Origin of the sequence: Pseudomonas sp. SORGH_AS_0211 (assembly GCF_031453455.1) — a bacterium.
GTDB classification, from domain to species: Bacteria; Pseudomonadota; Gammaproteobacteria; order Pseudomonadales; family Pseudomonadaceae; genus Chryseomonas; species Chryseomonas aestiva.
The window spans coordinates 969,320-986,228 of the sequence record NZ_JAVIZV010000001.1 but is presented as its reverse complement, the minus strand read 5'-3'; the positions used below and the strand labels follow the sequence as shown (position 1 = coordinate 986,228).

Genomic DNA, 16,909 nt, shown 5'->3' with positions numbered 1-16,909 from the left:
TTAGTAAGTCCGAACCTTGGGTTCGAACATCGGTACGGTCTTGGGCGCGAAGTTGACTCCACGCTTACTGACCCGCTTTTCACCGGGGAAATAGAGGGTGTGGCACAGCCAGTTCTCGTCGTCACGCTCTTCGAAGTCTTCACGGGCGTGAGCACCACGGGACTCCTTGCGGTTCTCGGCGGCGATGGCGGTCGCTTCGGCCACTTCCAGCAGGTTCTGCAACTCGAGCGCCTCGATACGGGCGGTGTTGAAGCCCTGGCTCTTGTCGTTGATCTTGACCTTGGCGATACGCTCGCGCAGATCGGCCAGCTCGGCGATGCCCTTCTGCATGTACTCGCCGGTGCGGAACACCCCGAAGTAGTTCTGCATGCAGGTCTGCAGCTGCTTGCGCAGCGTGGCGACGTCGTCGCCAGTGGTCCGCTCGTTGACGCCGGACAGACGCTGCAGCGAGGCTTCCAGGTCGCTTTCCGAGGCACCGCGGTGCTCGATGCCGTCCTTGAGCGCCTTCTCCAGGTGCAGACCGGCCGCACGACCGAAGACCACCAGGTCCAGCAGCGAGTTGCCACCCAGACGGTTGGCGCCGTGCACGGACACGCAAGCCACTTCGCCCACGGCGAACAGGCCTTCGATGATCCTGTCGTTGCCATTGGCATCCTGAGTGATGGCCTGACCATGAATGTTGGTGGCGATGCCGCCCATCATATAGTGGCAGGTGGGGATCACGGGCACTGGTGCGACGACCGGGTCGACGTGGGCAAAGGTCTTGGATAGTTCGCAGATACCGGGCAGACGGCTGTGCAGCACGTCTTCACCCAGGTGGTCCAGCTTCAGCAGCACGTGGTCGCCATCCGGACCGCAACCGTTGCCGGCCAGCACTTCCTTGACCATGGAACGGGCGACCACGTCACGGCCGGCCAGGTCCTTGGCGTTGGGCGCATAGCGCTCCATGAAGCGCTCGCCGTGCTTGTTGATCAGATAGCCACCCTCACCGCGGCAACCCTCGGTGACCAGCACCCCGGCGCCGGCGATGCCGGTGGGGTGGAACTGCCACATCTCGATGTCCTGCACCGGCACACCGGCGCGCAGCGCCATGCCGACACCGTCACCGGTGTTGATCAGGGCGTTGGTGGTGGAGGCATAGATACGGCCCGCGCCGCCGGTGGCCAGCACGGTGGCCTTGGCCTTGACGTAGACGGTCTCGCCGGTCTCGATGCAGATGGCGATGACCCCGACGATGACGCCGTCCTGGTTCTTCACCAGATCCACGGCGTACCACTCGTTGAGGAACACCGTGTTGTTCTTCAGGTTGCCCTGATAGAGGGTGTGCAGCAGGGCGTGACCGGTACGGTCGGCCGCGGCGCAGGTCCGCGCGGCCTGGCCGCCCTTGCCGTAGTCCTTGGACTGGCCGCCGAAGGGACGCTGATAGATGCGGCCCTGCTCGGTGCGGGAGAACGGCAGACCCATGTGCTCGAGCTCGAAGACCGCTTCCGGGCCTACGGAGCACATGTACTCGATGGCGTCCTGGTCACCGATGTAGTCCGACCCCTTGACGGTGTCGTACATGTGCCAGCGCCAGTCATCGTTCGGGTCGGCCGAGGCGATGGCGCAGGTGATGCCGCCCTGGGCGGACACGGTGTGGGAACGGGTCGGAAAGACCTTGGTGATCACCGCGGTCTTGTGACCGGACTGGGCCAGCTGCAGCGCTGCGCGCATACCGGCGCCGCCGCCACCTACGATGATGGCATCAAACGAGATATGACGAATTGTGGACATAGATCAAACACCCCAGAAGATCTGCACGCCCCAGACGAAGAACGCGAACATCGCGAACCCGCATACCGCCTGGAAGAGGAAACGCACGGCGGTAGCGCCCTTGCCGATAGCCATGGTGGTCAGGTAGTCGGTGGAGATGGTCCACATACCAACCCAGGCATGAACGCAGACGGACACCAGCGCCAGCAGGCTGAAGATGCGCATCAGGGTGTGGGAGAACAGGCCGTGCCATTGCTCGAAGGTGAGCCCTGGATGAAGGATCAGGTAGCCGATGATAAAGAGGAAGTAGACCGCGAGGACGACTGCCGAGACCCGTTGAGCCATCCAGTCATAGAGACCGGAACGCGAAAGATTGGTGACGTTGGTTACCATACCCAAACCCCTGCCAGAATGATCAGAACTGCGGAAATGACCAGCACAAGCTGCGCACCCAGCTTGCCGCCCTGCAGGGTTTCGCCGGCGCCACCATCCATGATCAGGTGCCGAATGCCGGCGACCAGGTGGTAGAGCAATGCAGACAGCAGACCCCAGATCACGAGCTTGACCAGCGGATAGGCCAGAAAAGCTTTCACTTGGCCGAAGCCTTCCGGACTGCCCAGGGACAGGTGCAGGCCATAGAGCATGACTGCAATGCCGAGGAACAGGATGACGCCGGATATACGGTGAAGAATCGAGGTATAAGCTGTGATAGGTAGTTTGATGGTCCTGAGATCTAGGTTTACAGGTCGTTTGCTATTCACGGCTTCTTTCACACTGAGGGCCCAATTGCGGTCGGGCTAGTTATAGGAGATTCCACATCTGCTACACGCTTCCTGTTGGAAGCGTCTCGACCGCTCGGCATCAGCTCGCCGACCCGGTACGGTCGGGCGAGAATTATAGACAGTTAGCCTACTCATGACAAACGCGGATGCCCGATTCCGACGTCGCCAGCTGATATTCAGAAGCCTGCGTGTTAAGGTCTTTTCGCCGCACAATCCGCCCAGAAAGAGCCTTTAGGGTGATATTTTCGTAAATTGACTTTCAAATTTATCCCTCTATAGTGGGCGAGGCCCTGAGTGGAGGGTTTATTGATGATTTCAAAGCAAAATAAGGAGGCCTAATGGCTGACAAGAAAGCGCAGTTGATCATCTCGGGAGCGGATCCGGTTGACCTGCCCGTTATGTCCGGCACCCTTGGCCCGGACGTGATCGATGTTCGCAACCTCACCTCCACTGGTGTGTTCACCTTCGACCCGGGCTTCATGTCCACTGCCTCGTGCGAGTCCAAGATCACCTATATCGACGGTGACAAGGGCATCCTGCTGCACCGGGGCTACCCGATCGAGCAACTGGCGGAGAAATCCGACTACCTCGAGACCTGTTACCTGCTGCTCAAGGGTGAATTGCCGAACGCGCAAGAAAAGGCGCAGTTCGTTGATACCATCAAGAACCACACCATGGTTCACGAGCAACTGAAGAACTTCTTCAACGGCTTCCGCCGCGATGCGCACCCCATGGCGATCATGTGCGGTGTGGTCGGCGCCCTCTCGGCCTTCTATCACGACTCCCTGGACATCACCGATCCGCAGCACCGCGAGATTTCGGCGATGCGCCTGATCGCCAAGATGCCGACCCTGGCAGCCATGGTGCACAAGTACTCCATGGGTCAGCCGATGATGTATCCCCGCAACAACCTGGGATACGCGGAAAACTTCCTGCACATGATGTTCAACACCCCGTGCGAGGAAAAACCGATCAGCCCGGTGCTGGCCCGCGCCATGGATCGCATCTTCATCCTGCATGCCGATCACGAGCAGAACGCCTCCACCTCCACCGTCCGCCTGGCCGGTTCGTCGGGCGCCAACCCCTTCGCCTGTATCGCTGCCGGTATCGCCGCCCTCTGGGGCCCGGCGCACGGCGGTGCCAACGAAGCGGTATTGAAGATGCTGGACGAGATCGGCGATGTGGCCAACATCGACAAGTTCGTGGCCAAGGCCAAGGACAAGAACGATCCGTTCAAGCTGATGGGCTTCGGCCATCGCGTCTACAAGAACTTCGATCCGCGCGCCACGGTGATGAAGCAGACCTGCGACGAAGTCCTGGCCGAGCTCGGCATCAACGATCCGCAGCTGGAACTGGCCATGCGCCTCGAAGAACTAGCCCGCAAGGACCCCTACTTCGTCGAGCGCAACCTCTACCCGAACGTGGACTTCTACTCCGGCATCATCCTCAAGGCGATCGGCATCCCGACCAGCATGTTCACCGTGATCTTCGCCATGGCGCGGACCGTCGGCTGGATCTCGCACTGGCAGGAAATGCTGTCCGGTCCCTACAAGATCGGCCGGCCGCGCCAGCTGTACACCGGCGTTGCCCAACGCGACATCTCGGACGATCGCGGCTGATCGATCCGCCAGGAAGAACCCCGCTTCGGCGGGGTTTTTTTATGCCTGCAGGACCTGGATCGAAGTCGGACACTAGAAACGCCAGGCATGAAAAAGCCCGCACAAGGCGGGCTTTTTCGAGTCTGGATCAGGCAGCTTACTTGGCCTGAGCTTCGACTTCGGCTTCTACGCGACGGTTGACGGCGCGACCGGCTTCGGTGGCGTTGTCAGCAACCGGGCGGGATTCGCCGTAACCAACAGCGTTCACGCGGCCGCCCTGCACGCCGTACTGGTTAACCAGGACGTTACGCACGGCGTTGGCACGACGCTCGGACAGCTTCTGGTTGTAGGCGTCGGTGCCGACGGAGTCGGTGTGGCCTTCAACGGTGGTCGAGGTCTGCGGGTACTGCTGCATGAAATCAGCCAGGTTCTTGATGTCGGCGTAGCTGTTGGGCTTGACCACGGCCTTGTCGAAATCGAATTTCACGTCCAGCTCGACGCGAACGGTTTCGGCAGCAGCCGGGCAGCCGGTAGCGTCAACGGTGACGTTGGCCGGGGTGTTCGGGCACTTGTCGACGTTGTCGCAGACGCCGTCGTTGTCGGAATCGGTGCAGACGTCAGCAACGGGGGCCGGAGCCGGAGCCGGAGCGACTTCTTTCTTGGTGGAACCACCGAAGTTCAGACCAACACCTACAGCAGCGCTCCACTCGGTGTCGCCGTAGTCGATGTTGTAGTTAGCTTGCACGCCGGTACGGGCATACAGGTTCTCGGTGAAGTAGTACTTCAGGCCGGCACCTAGGTTGGCGTAGGTGGAGCGGTCACGACCACCTTCGTTGATGTCGCGGTTGCTGATGGACTGGTGAGCGAAGCCACCGGACACGTACGGACGCAGGCCGACGCCGGGCTGACCGAAGTGGTAGTAGGCATCCAGAGCGGCCAGGCTGCCCTTGATGTTCTTGTGACCCAGGTCGTGGTCGCCACGGGCGTTGTGGTACTCACCGTAGGACAACGCCAGCTCAACGTCATCGGTCAGGAAGTAGCCAACGGAACCGCCGTACAGGTCAGCGTTGGTCATGTTGCGCTGGCTGTCGGTGAACAGACGGCTGCCGAACAGCTCGGTCTCGACGGCGCCTTGACCTTGTGCCAGGGCGCTCAGCGAGGCGCTTGCCAGCAGGGAGCCGATAACGACGCCCAAGGTGCTCTTCAGTTTCATCCTTTGTATCCCCATTTTAGTGGTACTAATTCCGGCAATCTCCGGAGGCTTCGACAACAAGTTTTCGTGAAGTTCAAAAACTTACGGCTGACACATCCGGTCAGCCCTCAACTTCAGCTGCGAACTTGTCACGCAGTTTGTCGAGTGCCCGCTTGTACCGCATCTTGGTGGCACTGAGGCCCATGCGCATGATGTCGGCGATCTCCTGGAACTCCAGCTCTGCGACGAAGCGCAGCACCAGGATCTCCCGATCGACCTGACCCACATGGACCAGCCAGCGATCCATCCCTCCCTTCTCTTCCAGCTTCGGCGCCCGTTCCTCGGAGGCTTCCTCCATCGGATCCAGACTTAATGCCTCCACCAGCCGCCGCTTGCGGCGTTCCTTGCGGTACTGAGTGATGCACTCGTTGTAGGTGATGCTGTACAGCCAGGTCTTGAATTTCGATTTCCCCTCGAAATTCTTCAAACCGTAAAGCACCTTCAGCATGATCTCCTGGCAGACATCGTCTGCATCCCGGTCGTTCCCCAGGTAGCGGGCACAGACGTTGAACAGGGTGCGCTGATAACGGCGCATCAGTTCTTCGTAGGCTCGCGTCACGTGGAAGAGTTCACCATGCGCACGCTGGACCAGCTCTTCATCACTGAGCGTAGTCGGGTCGTAGGCATGAGGGGCAGGCTTGTTCAAGACGGAGTTGGCTACCAAAAAGTGGCGGGCATGATAGCCATCTCCGCGGCGCCTGTCAGCGGCTGCGCACCTGAGCCTCCAGCAATAGACGGTTCGGAACCGAAACGATATCGCCTTCCTCGGTCATGATGAGGGTCTTGGCGGTCCCGATTTCCTCGATCTCGCCTTCGACGTCCGCCAGGGTCACCCACTGGCCGACTTCGTAGAGATCGCGCACATAGATGCCGGCCAGAATCTGCGACACCAGCCCCCGGCTGCCCAGACCCAGGGCCAGGGCGGCGGCCAGGGCGAAGGCGGTGAGCACGATGGCGATGACCAGGTTCAGCAGCTCGGTCTTGATCTCCAGCTGACCGACCGCGACCGAAATCGAAATGATGATGACCAGGCCCTGGGCCAGGCGCCCAAGCCCCGCGGCGTAGTCCAGGCCGACACCCTCGGCGGCGCCGTGGACCAGGCCACTGACCAGTTGCGCCAGCAGCACGCCAACGATGAGCACCAGGGCCGCACCAAAGATCTTGGGCACATAGAGCGCCATGACGTCCAGGGTGGAGGACACGCGCTGCAGGCCCAGGGATTCGGCGGCCGACACCAGGAACACCAGCAGGACAAACCAGTAGACGATCCGGCCGATCAGGGTGGTGACCGGGATGCGGATGCCGATCTTGGCCAGTTGCTTGGTCACACCGGCACCGGCAAGGATGCGATCCAGGCCGAGCTTGGCGAGTACCTTCGACAGCACGGTGTCGAGAATCTTGGCGACGGCGAAGCCGGCGAGGATCACCACCAGGGCGCCGAAGACGTTGGGAATGAAACCGGCCACCTTGCTCCACAGGGTGGTCATGGCGGACAGCAGACTCTGGGTCCAGATATCGAATTCCATCTACTTCAGGATCTCCGGGGAAGATTCGCTACGCCGGGTGCGACGGGAGCGCGGCTTCAGATGAGGGGCACCGTTGCCCAGCGCCAGCAGCAGCACCGATACCCAGTGCCGCCCGATCAGATCGAACAGCGCACCCGCGCCCACCTGACGGTTGGCGGTCTTGAGCACCCGGTGCAAGCGCGCCTGGTCATCGCCCTCCTCGTCCTGAGCGTTGGCCGGGGTATTGAGGAGCGCCTTGAGGGACGCTTCGAAAGGATCGTGCATAAGCACCTCGCTGGTCGTTTCCTCTTGACGCAACGAGGTGGAGGCGGGGTCACAGCCAGCGCAGTCGGCGAAACAGCCAGACCTGGAAGATCGACACCGCCGCGATCAGCAGGCAGGCGGCCACGAAGCCGAAGGGAGACGACGAACCCGGCAGGCCGCCCATGTTCATCCCCAGCAGACCGGTGATGAAGCTGATGGGCAGGAAGAAGCCGGTGATGATGGCCAGCAGATAGAGGGTGCGATTGGTCTTTTCCGTGGTCGCCCGCTGTTCGGCGTCCTGCAGCAGCGCCACCCGCTCGCGCATCACCTCGAGCTCTTCCAGGTTGCGCACCAGGCTGTTGTGCAATTCGCTCCAGTAGCCCTGACTGGCCGCCTCGACGAACCAGGCGGGCTTGCCACGCGCCAGATCGCCATAGATGTCGCGCTGCGGGGCCAGGTAGCGGCGCAGCCCGGTCGCACGACGCCTGAGGGTGAGCACCTGGGCATGGTCGGGCAGGCTGTTCTCGTCCTGGTCGACCTGCTCTTCGAGACCATCGAGCTGGTCGGACAGACCGCGCACCAGGTCATCGACCCGGCTGGTCATGTAGCTGGCGAGATAGAGCACCAGTTCCTCGGCGCTCTGGGCGCCGATGCCCGCTTCCAGGTCTTCCTGGACCTCGGCGGCAGCCTTCATGGGCCTCATGCGCAGCGAGATCACCCGGCGCTTGTCGACGAATACCCGCAGCGACACCATGTCTTCGGGCACGGCGCCGGGATTGAGGTTCACCCCGCGCAGGAACAGCAGCAGGCTGTCGTCGGGCTGATTGACCAGCCGCGGGCGGGTCGCCTCTTCCAGCAGCAGGTCGCAGGCGAATTCGCTCAGGCCGCTGGATTGCCGGAGCCAGGCCTGGGCTTCGGGAACGCTGCGATCCCAGTGCAGCCAGAGCACTTCGCCGGGGCCCGGCTCGGCCTCGGCCAGCTCCCGGCGACTCAGGCGTCTTCCGCCGCCACGGCCATCGAGGAGATAGCCATAGATGAGGCCCTGTTCCACATCGCTGTCGTACTGCTGCATCTGGGATCTCGTGCAGGGATCGCGACCGCTTCCGGTCAAGCAATCCGGCAAAGGCGGCCCTGGGCAGGGCGCAGGCGCCACCTTCGTGGGGAATGAGGGAATTAATCCTGGAAAGGCTCACCCCGCCGTTGCCCGGCGGGGTGAGCCCCGGGATCAGGCGTTGCCTTCAGCCAGGAAGAACCAGGTGTCGAGCACGGAGTCGGGGTTGAGCGAGACGCTCTCGATGCCCTGCTCCATCAGCCACTTGGCCAGGTCTGGGTGATCCGAGGGACCCTGACCGCAGATGCCGATGTACTTGCCGGCCCGGTTGCAGGCGGCGATGGCATTGGCCAGCAGCTTCTTGACCGCCGGATTACGCTCGTCAAACAGGTGGGCGATGATGCCGGAGTCGCGATCCAGGCCCAGGGTGAGCTGGGTCAGGTCGTTGGAGCCGATGGAGAAGCCGTCGAAGTGCTCGAGGAACTCGTCCGCCAGCAAGGCGTTGGAGGGCAGCTCGCACATCATGATCACGCGCAGGTCGTTCTCGCCGCGCTTGAGGCCGTTCTCGCCGAGCAGCTCGACCACGCGCGCCGCCTCGTCCAGGGTGCGCACGAAGGGCACCATGAGCTCGACGTTGGTCAGACCCATCTCTTCACGCACCTTCTTCATGGCGCGACATTCCAGCTCGAAGCAGTCGCGGAAGTTCTCGCTGATGTAGCGGGAAGCGCCGCGGAAGCCCAGCATGGGGTTCTCTTCCTCGGGTTCGTAGAGCTTGCCGCCGATCAGGTTGGCGTACTCGTTGGACTTGAAGTCCGACAGGCGCACGATGACCTTTTTCGGCCAGAAGGCGGCGGCCAGGGTAGAGACCCCTTCCACCAGCTTCTCGACATAGAAGCCGACCGGATCCGAGTACCCGGCGATGCGCTTGTCGACGCTTTCCTTCACCTCGAAGGGCAGGCTGTCGTAGTTCAGCAGCGCCTTGGGGTGCACGCCGATCATGCGATTGATGATGAATTCGAGGCGCGCCAGACCCACGCCGGCGTTGGGCAGCTGGGCGAAATCGAAGGCACGGTCAGGGTTGCCGACGTTCATCATGATCTTGAACGGCAACTCGGGCATGGCATCCACCGAGCTCTTGCGGATGTCGAAGTCGAGCTCACCTTCGTAGATCAGGCCGGTATCGCCCTCGGCGCAGGAGACGGTGACGGTCTGGCCTTCCTTGAGCAGGCTGGTGGCATTGCCGCAGCCGACCACCGCCGGGATACCCAGCTCGCGGGCGATGATGGCGGCGTGGCAGGTACGACCGCCACGGTTGGTGACGATGGCACTGGCGCGCTTCATCACCGGCTCCCAGTCGGGATCGGTCATGTCGGAGACCAGGACATCGCCGGGCTGGACGCGGTCCATCTCGCTGACGTCGCGGATGATCTTGACCTTGCCGGCGCCGATGCGCTGGCCGATGGCACGGCCTTCCACCAGCACCTGGCCCTTGTCCTTGAGCAGGTAGCGTTCCATGACGGTGGCGCTGGCCCGGCTCTTCACCGTTTCAGGGCGGGCCTGGACGATGTAGAGCTTGCCGTCGTCGCCGTCCTTGGCCCATTCGATGTCCATCGGCCGCCCATAGTGGCGCTCGATGATCAGCGCCTGTTTGGACAGCTCGGTGACCTCGGCGTCGGTGATGGAGAAACGCGCGCGATCCGCGGGCTCGACATCGACGGTACGGACGGAGCGGCCGGCCTTGGCTTCTTCGCCATAGACCATCTTGATCGCCTTGCTGCCCAGGTTGCGCCTGAGGATGGCCGGGCGACCGGCTTCCAGGGTGGGCTTGTGTACATAGAATTCGTCCGGGTTCACCGCGCCCTGCACCACGGTCTCGCCGAGACCATAGGCGGCGGTGACGAAGACCGCATCGCGGAAACCGGATTCGGTATCCAGGGTGAAGAGCACGCCGGCGGCGCCGGTCTCGGAACGCACCATGCGCTGCACGCCGGCGGACAGGGCGACCAGCTTGTGATCGAAGCCCTGGTGGACGCGGTAGGCGATGGCGCGGTCATTGAAGAGGGAGGCGAAGACTTCCTTGGCCGCGCGAATGACGTTGTCGACGCCGCGGATGTTGAGGAAGGTTTCCTGCTGGCCGGCAAAGGAGGCATTCGGCAGGTCTTCGGCGGTCGCCGAGGAGCGCACGGCCACGGCGAGATTGGGGTTGCCGGCCGAGATCTCGGCGAAGGCCCGGCGAATCTCGGCATCCAGGCGCTCGGGGAAAGGTGCGTCCATGACCCACTGGCGGATCTGGGCGCCGGTCCTGGCCAGGGCGACGACGTCGTCGACATCCAGGGCATCGAGCGCGGCGTGGATACGCTCGTTCAGCCCACTCTGCTCAAGGAAATCGCGATAGGCCTGGGCCGTGGTGGCGAACCCGCCCGGCACGGAGACGCCCGCGTTGGCCAGGTTGGCGATCATCTCGCCGAGAGATGCGTTCTTGCCGCCCACGCGCTCGACGTCGTGCACGCCAAGCTGCTCCAGTGAAATTACATACTCGTCCAAGGTCTTCTCTCCATCTTGTGTCTTTGTGGGAAAGCAGTACGCCTCGGCGCCCGCCCCATGGACAGTGGACGGCGGTAGGTTACAGTGCAGCGATCCCTGCCCCGTACGCCACCAGGACGTCCCTCCATGCAACGAACCGCCTTTTTCATTTCCGACGGTACCGGCATCACGGCCGAAACCCTCGGTCAGAGCCTCCTGGCCCAGTTCGGGGACATCACCTTCAGAAAGATCACGCGCCCCTACGTGGATACGCTGGACAAGGCCAGGGCGATGGTACAGCAGATCAATGCCGCCGCCGTCCAGGACGGTGCGCGACCCATCATCTTCGATACCATCGTCAACCGTGACATCCGGGCCATTCTGGACCAGTCGAACGGGTTCATGATCGACATCTTCTCCACGTTTTTATCCCCGCTCGAACGGGAACTTTCCGCCGAATCTTCGTATTCGGTAGGGAAGTCACATTCGATCATGCACAATAGTCACTACATGGAGCGGATCGAGGCCGTCAATTTCGCACTCGAAAACGACGACGGCGCCCGCACGACCCACTATGCGCAGGCCGATCTGATCCTGGTGGGGGTCTCGCGCTGCGGCAAGACGCCGACCTGCCTTTACATGGCGCTGCAATACGGCATCCGCGCGGCGAACTATCCGCTGACCGAAGAGGACATGGAGCGCCTGCAGCTGCCCGCCTCGCTCAAGACCTACAAGGACAAGCTGTTCGGCCTGACCATCGACGCCGAGCGGCTGGCGGCGATCCGCCACGAGCGCCGGCCCAACAGTCGCTATGCGAGCTTCGCCCAGTGCGAATTCGAACTGCGCGAGGTGGAGAGTCTGTTCCGTCGCGAGAACATCTCCTTCATCAACACCACGCATTTTTCCGTGGAGGAGATCTCGGCGAAGATTCTGGTGGAGAAAGGCGTGGAAAGACGGTTTAAATAGCCGACCACCCTCCTCTTCAGCGCCTGCGTGGCGCGCCAGGCGACCGCCATGAACCTCGTCGATGCCCTGCTGTTCTTTCCGGTCGCCCTGCTCATCGCCCTGACCCCCGGCCCCAACAACTTCTGCTCGCTCGGCAACGGCATCCGCCATGGCGCGGTGACCGCGGGCTTGGCGGCCCTGGGTCGCGATGTGGCCTTCGTGATCTTCCTGGTGATCTCGGCGGTGGGCCTGGGCGCCATGCTGCTGGCTTCGGAGACGGCCTTCACCGTCATCAAGTGGATCGGCGCGCTCTACCTGCTCTACCTCGGCGTGAAGAGCTGGCGCAGCCGGGCCTTCGACGGGCTGGACCTGACCGAGACCGGCGCGGCGCAACCGCGGGCGCTGCACCGACTGATGCTGCAGGAATTCCTCATCGGCATCAGCAATCCCAAGGCGATCCTGCTGTTCGCCGCGGTCTTTCCGCAATTCATCGACCCCAGCCAGCCGACGACCCAGCAGTTCGTCTACCTGGGGGGCACCCATCTGTTCGCGGAAATGGTCGCGGCCTTCGTCTACGGCCTGTTCGGTCGGCAGATCCGCCGCTTCATCCGCGGCCCCCGCGGGGTCCGCCGCCTCAACCAGGCTACCGGGGCCTTCTTTGCCGGCGCCGGCGGTCTGCTGCTGACCGCCCACCGCTGATTCAGGACGACACCAGCCCGGACTGGGCGGCGCCCAGCTTGGCCAGGGCCGCCTCGATCGCCGACCAGGGCTGTTCCCTGGGCGCTACCGGCTTGTCCACGGCTGCCAGGCGAGCGGTCCGCACCAGAGCGTTGAATTCGGCTGTCAGAGCAGCGGCCCGGGCCGTGTCGGCATCCCCGGCAAAGACCGCGGGCGACAGCCAGAGGTGCTCCTGCAGGCGTTCGCCGACCTGGCGGGCGAAGTGCAGCCGCCGCTGCTGGCCGATCTGCCCGGCCTCGGTATCCTCGATCAGGCCCAGCGACAGCGTCTTGTAGGCCGGCAGCCGATCGAGCAGCCCCTGCTGGGCCTGGACCGAACGCGGCCAGTCGACATGCAGCCCCTCCACCGGTAGAGCGACAGCCAGTCCCAGATTGTCGATCAACTCCCCGTGACGCACGCCCAGCAGCTTCTTCAGCGGCTCGCGCTGCAGCAGGTTGTAGGCCCTTTCGAAGGCGGTACGCCAGGCCAGCGGCAGCTCCAGCGCCAGCAGCGGCTCGTCGAGCTGGATCCATTCCACGCCCTGGGCGGCCAACCGCGCGAAGATTTCGCCATAGACCGGCAGCAGCGACTCCAGCAGCTCGAGGCGGTCGAAGGCGGGATCCAGCGAGCGACCGAGCCACAGATAGCTCAGCGGCCCGAGGATTATCGGCTTGACGGCCAGACCGAGCGCCTGGGCCTCGGCGACCTCGTCGAACAGCTGCTCCCAGCCGATGGCAAAGGACTGGTCTGAGGTGAATACGGGAACCTGGCAGGTGCCGGCGAACCCGTGATCGTCCGCCGCCTCGATATGGGCGGCAGCGTCTACCAGATAGGAGTGCGCCAGCACCCGATCGCCCCAGCCAGAGTCGCCTGTCGCGAGCCACTCACAACCCGCAGCCTGCTGGGCACGCCACGCCTGCCGACGCTGCTGGCGTCCCTGGGCGATCAGGGCGGCACGGTCGCAATCGTCGCGAGACGCCAGGGACGCGTCACCCTGTTGCTCGCTCCGCACGGAACCCTGGGAATGAATCTTGACCATTACACACCTCCACCTGACAGGGTGGAGATTGTCTGCTCGCGCGACGCATGAAACAAACTCAGGTTTCTTGTGATGAACTCAAGTTTCTCTCATACACCTGGATCAGGGTTTGAAGCGCGCCATGCTGTAGACATCGGTGAACACCCCATCGCGCAGGGCATAGCGGCGCAGCAGACCTTCTTGTTCGAAACCGAGCTTGCGATAGAGCGCCAGGGCCGGCTCGTTGTCGCTGAAGACGGTCAGCTCGACCCGTTGCAGATTCATCCAGTTGTCGGCGAGGTCGAGCAGGGCCGTCAGCAGCTGGGTGCCGATGCCTTGCCCCTGGCAATCGCGGGCTACCCCCATGCCGAGGGCCCCGCAGTGCTGGCGGCGAATGCGCGGCTGCTGTTCGAGACTGGCGCTGCCCACGACCCGCCCCTGCTGCAGGGCGACCAGCGCCACCCGGCCCTCGCGCTCGGCACTCTGCCGTTGCCGCCATTGCTCGGCGGTCTGATAGGGCAATTGCAGCACCTGTCGCGCCACCGCCGGATCGCCATAGAGGGCGGCCAGGCCCTCGGCGTGACGATCGGCATAGCGTTCCAGGTGGACGAGCGAGCTGGACATGGACGGCACTCCTTCGCGGAAGTCCGCAGCTTCGCCCAGGTCCGGGGGATCGGACAAGGGCGAAGCGCAAGCTCGCTGACGGCGTCGCGGGATCAGAGGGTCCACTTCAGGCTGAGCATGACGTTGCGGGGATCGCCGTAGGTGCCGAAACCCGTGCCGCTGGGAATGCCCTGCCAGTACTTCTCGTCGAAGATGTTGTTGAAGTTGACGCGGCCATCCCAGTGGTCGTTAAAGCGGTAGCCCGCCATCAGGCCGACCACAGAGTAGCTGTCCTGCTTGGCCTCGCCGTTACCCACCCGCTTGAAGGTCTCGCTCTGTGCCAGCACATCGGCGCCGATGCGCCAGTTGCTCAGATTACCGGTCAACTGGTAGCTGGTGGCGGCCTTAAACAGATGCTTGGGCTGCTCCGGAGCGAAGCGGCGGTCTTCGTAGACCAGATCCTTGGTGTATTCGCTCAGCACCAGGGTATAGGCCGCAGAGGCCTGCCAGTTGGGCGCCAGTTGACCGGAGATCTCCGCATCGATGCCGCGGCTGCGCACTTCGCCGGCGGTGTCGTAGCAGGTACGGCTCTGCCGGGTGCACTCGATCGGCTGAGGGGACAGCTCATAGGCGCGGCCCTCCTGAATGGTCTCGAAGAGCGCCACGGAGGCATTCAGCGCACCGTCGAAATAGGCGCCCTTCAGGCCAATCTCGTAACTCTTGCCCGTCATGGGGGCGAGCACCGAGTTACCGCTGTTCTGCTGGCTCTGCGGTTTGAAGATATCGGTGTAGCTGGCGTAGACCGAATAGGTGTCGTTCAGGTCGTAGATGATGCCGGCATAGGGCGTGAATTCACGCGTGGCCTTGTAATCATCATCGCTGTAGAGATTGTCGAAGTCATACCAGCTGACGCGGCCACCGACGATGACGTGAAGCGGATCTATAGGGTTGAAGCGCGCCGCCGCGTAGATCGCCTCTTCGGTCGTGGTGTTCTTGCTGGCATAGGGCGTCAGGCTGTCCTTGGCTGGCTTGGGGATGCTGCTGGGGCGAAAGTTGTAGATGTCGATCGGTGTCGCGCCCGAGTAGCCGCCACGCTGATAGAACTTCTCCTGACGGCGACTGATCCCGGCCATCAGTTCGTGCTCGCGACCCAGCAACTGGAAGGGACCGCTGACCGAGGCATCGATGTTGAGCTGGTCGGAATCGGTACGGTAGGCACCGGAAGCGGTACCGAGATCGGCCACCGTGTTGTAGGCGTAGTTGTTGCTCGGCAGAGTGGTGACGTAGTTGGAATAGGTATCGGAATTGGCCCAGACCTGCTGCGCCGCCAGCTTGGCCTTCCAGCCGTTGTCGAAGGTGTGGGTGATGTCCGAGAACAGGGTGTAGTTGTCCTGATCCCAGTAGGCCCAGTCGCCGCTCAGGAAGGTGGAGCGCGATAGGTGCAGATCTTCGCCGTTAGGGCCGCTGGGCAGGCTGCCCCAGTCGGAGGTCTTGTCCTCGCGCTGCTTGGAGGCGCCAATGGTCCAGGTGGTGGCGTCGCTGAGATCCGCTTCGAGGACGCCATAGAAGGTCTGGCGCTTGCGCTCGCGCACGTCCTGGAAGCTGTGGCCGTCCTCGTAGGCGGCCACAGCGCGACCGCGCAGGGTGCCGGCTTCGTTGAGCTTGTTGGAGGCGTCGACCTCGGTACGGTAGCGGTCCCAGCTGCCGGCGCTGGTGGTGACGCTGACCTGGGGGAAGGCGGTCGGGCGCTTGCGAACCAGATTCAGGGTGGCCGAAGGATCGCCGGCGCCGGTCATCAGGCCGGTGGCGCCACGGACCACCTCGACGCGGTCGTAGATGGACAGATCGGCCGAGGACAGGGTGTCGAGGGTGAAGGTCCCGGCCGTGGTGGGCAGGCCGTCGTACATGATGTTGTCGATGCGGAAGCCGCGGGAGAGGAATTCCTGGCGGTCGCCACCGAACTTGTTCAGCGTCACGCCCGGGGCGTATCTGACCACATCGTTGAGATCGGTCATGCCCTGGTCTTCCATGCGCTGCCGGGTGATGACGCTCACCGACTGGGGCGTCTCCCGGATCGACAGCGGCAGGCCGGTGGAGGTGCTCATGGCGCCGGTGGTGTAGGAGCGCGTCCCTTCGGTGGTCGTCCGGCCCGTCAGGGAGCCATCGTCCGCGCTGATGGTAGTGGCTTCCAGCGCCACGCTGCCGGCCGCCGCCTGGGTGGCCACCGGGGCGACGGTCGCGACCGAGCCGCTGACCGAGGCCGCCAGGCCAGTGCCCGCCAGCAGGCGCTGCAGGGCGACATCCGGCTCCATCCGCCCCGCCAGTGCCGGCGCTCGCTTGCCCACCAGGGCAGCAGGATCGTAGTTCACCTGGAAGCCACTCGCGCGCGCGAAGCTCTGCAAGGCATCGGCCAGTGGCTGCGCCGGTTGCGACAGCGCCACGGGGGCGGCCTGGGCGAGCGTCGCCACGCCCAGGGAGACGGAAAGCGCGATGAGGCGAAGGGAAAAGAGCTGCATGTCGTTGGTCGTCCTCTAGGGAAACACCGACCCGTCCGTACCCCACGTAAGGACTCGCTGGAGGCTTTCCAGGGACCGGTATCCGTTGCCGTCTTGCGCGGCGGAACGCAGGCTATGCAACCTGGATGCATCTGTAAATGCAAATTAATATCATAAGCGAACGCAAATCAGATGTTTGCACGAAGGAAGCGCTCAAGGACGCGCCTCTGCAGGTGCCGGCCTTCCATCGCTCTGCCCGGACTATTTTCGAGGAAATGTTTCAAGGAAACAGGGACTGCCCTGCCTTGTTTGCGCGGCAGTGGGCAAAGCTGTTGCGCGAGCGGCGGTCTGTCGGTGGTGTGAAGGCGGACTTGGAAACAGAGCGCGGCGACTGGGGAAAGCTG

16 protein-coding genes are annotated in these 16,909 nt (G+C 63.3%); 4 read left to right on the top strand and 12 right to left on the bottom strand.

Translation table 11 applies throughout. The features are described from left to right. The 3 genes from sdhA to sdhC are packed head-to-tail and all read right to left on the bottom strand — an operon-like array spanning position 1 to position 2,525. Complete coding sequence (sdhA, locus tag QE393_RS04455) at positions 1 to 1,773, bottom strand: succinate dehydrogenase flavoprotein subunit (RefSeq protein WP_133859675.1); 1,773 nt, start codon at positions 1,771 to 1,773, stop codon at positions 1 to 3. A 3-nt stretch (positions 1,774 to 1,776) separates the two neighbouring features. Further along, on the bottom strand, positions 1,777 to 2,145 hold the full coding sequence (gene sdhD, locus QE393_RS04450) for a succinate dehydrogenase, hydrophobic membrane anchor protein (RefSeq protein ID WP_133859676.1): 369 nt from the start codon (positions 2,143 to 2,145) through the stop codon (positions 1,777 to 1,779). Then, complete coding sequence (gene sdhC, locus QE393_RS04445) at positions 2,139 to 2,525, bottom strand: succinate dehydrogenase, cytochrome b556 subunit (RefSeq protein ID WP_026083585.1); 387 nt, start codon at positions 2,523 to 2,525, stop codon at positions 2,139 to 2,141. Before sdhC ends, sdhD begins: the two co-directional genes overlap by 7 nt. A 347-nt stretch (positions 2,526 to 2,872) precedes the next feature. On the opposite strand from sdhC, the gene gltA reads away from it, so the two are divergent. After that, the gene (gltA, locus tag QE393_RS04440; RefSeq protein ID WP_017638893.1) at positions 2,873 to 4,153 is read left to right on the top strand and encodes a citrate synthase; all 1,281 of its coding nucleotides are present in this window, start codon (positions 2,873 to 2,875) and stop codon (positions 4,151 to 4,153) included. Positions 4,154 to 4,289: 136 nt separating this feature from the next. Here gltA and QE393_RS04435 read toward each other — a convergent pair whose 3' ends face one another. From QE393_RS04435 to ppsA, 6 genes are all read right to left on the bottom strand, one after another. After that, positions 4,290 to 5,345 carry an OmpA family protein gene (locus QE393_RS04435; protein ID WP_187978798.1) on the bottom strand — a complete coding sequence of 352 codons (1,056 nt, stop codon included), beginning with the start codon at positions 5,343 to 5,345 and terminating at the stop codon, positions 4,290 to 4,292. A 100-nt stretch (positions 5,346 to 5,445) separates the two neighbouring features. Next, complete coding sequence (sigX, locus tag QE393_RS04430) at positions 5,446 to 6,030, bottom strand: RNA polymerase sigma factor SigX (RefSeq protein WP_273809114.1); 585 nt, start codon at positions 6,028 to 6,030, stop codon at positions 5,446 to 5,448. Positions 6,031 to 6,085: 55 nt separating this feature from the next. Beyond that, positions 6,086 to 6,910, bottom strand: a complete 825-nt coding sequence (locus QE393_RS04425; protein ID WP_310042281.1) for a mechanosensitive ion channel family protein — start codon at positions 6,908 to 6,910, stop codon at positions 6,086 to 6,088. Beyond that, positions 6,911 to 7,174, bottom strand: coding sequence for a CrfX protein (locus QE393_RS04420; RefSeq protein WP_133859679.1), 264 nt, complete (start codon positions 7,172 to 7,174; stop codon positions 6,911 to 6,913). 49 nt (positions 7,175 to 7,223) lie between these two features. Further along, positions 7,224 to 8,225, bottom strand: coding sequence for a zinc transporter ZntB (locus tag QE393_RS04415; RefSeq protein WP_133859680.1), 1,002 nt, complete (start codon positions 8,223 to 8,225; stop codon positions 7,224 to 7,226). A gap of 153 nt (positions 8,226 to 8,378) precedes the next feature. Then, a complete protein-coding gene (gene ppsA, locus QE393_RS04410) occupies positions 8,379 to 10,748 on the bottom strand; it encodes a phosphoenolpyruvate synthase (RefSeq protein ID WP_310042280.1) in 2,370 nt (789 codons plus the stop codon). Positions 10,749 to 10,874: 126 nt separating this feature from the next. On the opposite strand from ppsA, the gene QE393_RS04405 reads away from it, so the two are divergent. Together QE393_RS04405 and QE393_RS04400 are read left to right on the top strand one after the other, a co-directional pair. Further along, positions 10,875 to 11,693 carry a pyruvate, water dikinase regulatory protein gene (locus tag QE393_RS04405; RefSeq protein ID WP_133859682.1) on the top strand — a complete coding sequence of 273 codons (819 nt, stop codon included), beginning with the start codon at positions 10,875 to 10,877 and terminating at the stop codon, positions 11,691 to 11,693. 48 nt (positions 11,694 to 11,741) lie between these two features. After that, entirely contained in the window at positions 11,742 to 12,371 is a 630-nt protein-coding gene (locus tag QE393_RS04400) for a LysE family translocator (RefSeq protein ID WP_273809112.1), read from the top strand. 1 nt (position 12,372) lies between these two features. Here QE393_RS04400 and QE393_RS04395 read toward each other — a convergent pair whose 3' ends face one another. From QE393_RS04395 to QE393_RS04385, 3 genes are all read right to left on the bottom strand, one after another. After that, entirely contained in the window at positions 12,373 to 13,428 is a 1,056-nt protein-coding gene (locus tag QE393_RS04395) for a hypothetical protein (protein ID WP_310042279.1), read from the bottom strand. Positions 13,429 to 13,530: 102 nt separating this feature from the next. Continuing rightward, on the bottom strand, positions 13,531 to 14,031 hold the full coding sequence (locus QE393_RS04390; protein ID WP_273809110.1) for a GNAT family N-acetyltransferase: 501 nt from the start codon (positions 14,029 to 14,031) through the stop codon (positions 13,531 to 13,533). A gap of 92 nt (positions 14,032 to 14,123) precedes the next feature. After that, the gene (locus tag QE393_RS04385; RefSeq protein WP_405046277.1) at positions 14,124 to 16,379 is read right to left on the bottom strand and encodes a TonB-dependent siderophore receptor; all 2,256 of its coding nucleotides are present in this window, start codon (positions 16,377 to 16,379) and stop codon (positions 14,124 to 14,126) included. Between QE393_RS04385 and QE393_RS22440 the strand changes: the two genes are divergently transcribed. Next, positions 16,299 to 16,682 (top strand): hypothetical protein, encoded by a 384-nt coding sequence (locus QE393_RS22440; RefSeq protein WP_405046276.1) that lies wholly within the window; start codon positions 16,299 to 16,301, stop codon positions 16,680 to 16,682. The two genes, QE393_RS04385 and QE393_RS22440, sit on opposite strands and share 81 nt — an antisense overlap. The last annotated feature ends 227 nt before the right edge of the window (positions 16,683 to 16,909 follow it).

Coding starts and splice junctions, on each gene's coding strand:
- sdhA (WP_133859675.1), bottom strand. CDS start 1,773: ATGTCCACAATTCGTCATATCTCGTTTGATGCCATCATCGTAGGTGGC.
- sdhD (WP_133859676.1), bottom strand. CDS start 2,145: ATGGTAACCAACGTCACCAATCTTTCGCGTTCCGGTCTCTATGACTGG.
- gltA (WP_017638893.1), top strand. CDS start 2,873: ATGGCTGACAAGAAAGCGCAGTTGATCATCTCGGGAGCGGATCCGGTT.
- QE393_RS04435 (WP_187978798.1), bottom strand. CDS start 5,345: ATGAAACTGAAGAGCACCTTGGGCGTCGTTATCGGCTCCCTGCTGGCA.
- QE393_RS04425 (WP_310042281.1), bottom strand. CDS start 6,910: ATGGAATTCGATATCTGGACCCAGAGTCTGCTGTCCGCCATGACCACC.
- QE393_RS04420 (WP_133859679.1), bottom strand. CDS start 7,174: ATGCACGATCCTTTCGAAGCGTCCCTCAAGGCGCTCCTCAATACCCCG.
- QE393_RS04415 (WP_133859680.1), bottom strand. CDS start 8,225: ATGCAGCAGTACGACAGCGATGTGGAACAGGGCCTCATCTATGGCTAT.
- QE393_RS04405 (WP_133859682.1), top strand. CDS start 10,875: ATGCAACGAACCGCCTTTTTCATTTCCGACGGTACCGGCATCACGGCC.
- QE393_RS04400 (WP_273809112.1), top strand. CDS start 11,742: ATGAACCTCGTCGATGCCCTGCTGTTCTTTCCGGTCGCCCTGCTCATC.
- QE393_RS04395 (WP_310042279.1), bottom strand. CDS start 13,428: ATGGTCAAGATTCATTCCCAGGGTTCCGTGCGGAGCGAGCAACAGGGT.
- QE393_RS04390 (WP_273809110.1), bottom strand. CDS start 14,031: ATGTCCAGCTCGCTCGTCCACCTGGAACGCTATGCCGATCGTCACGCC.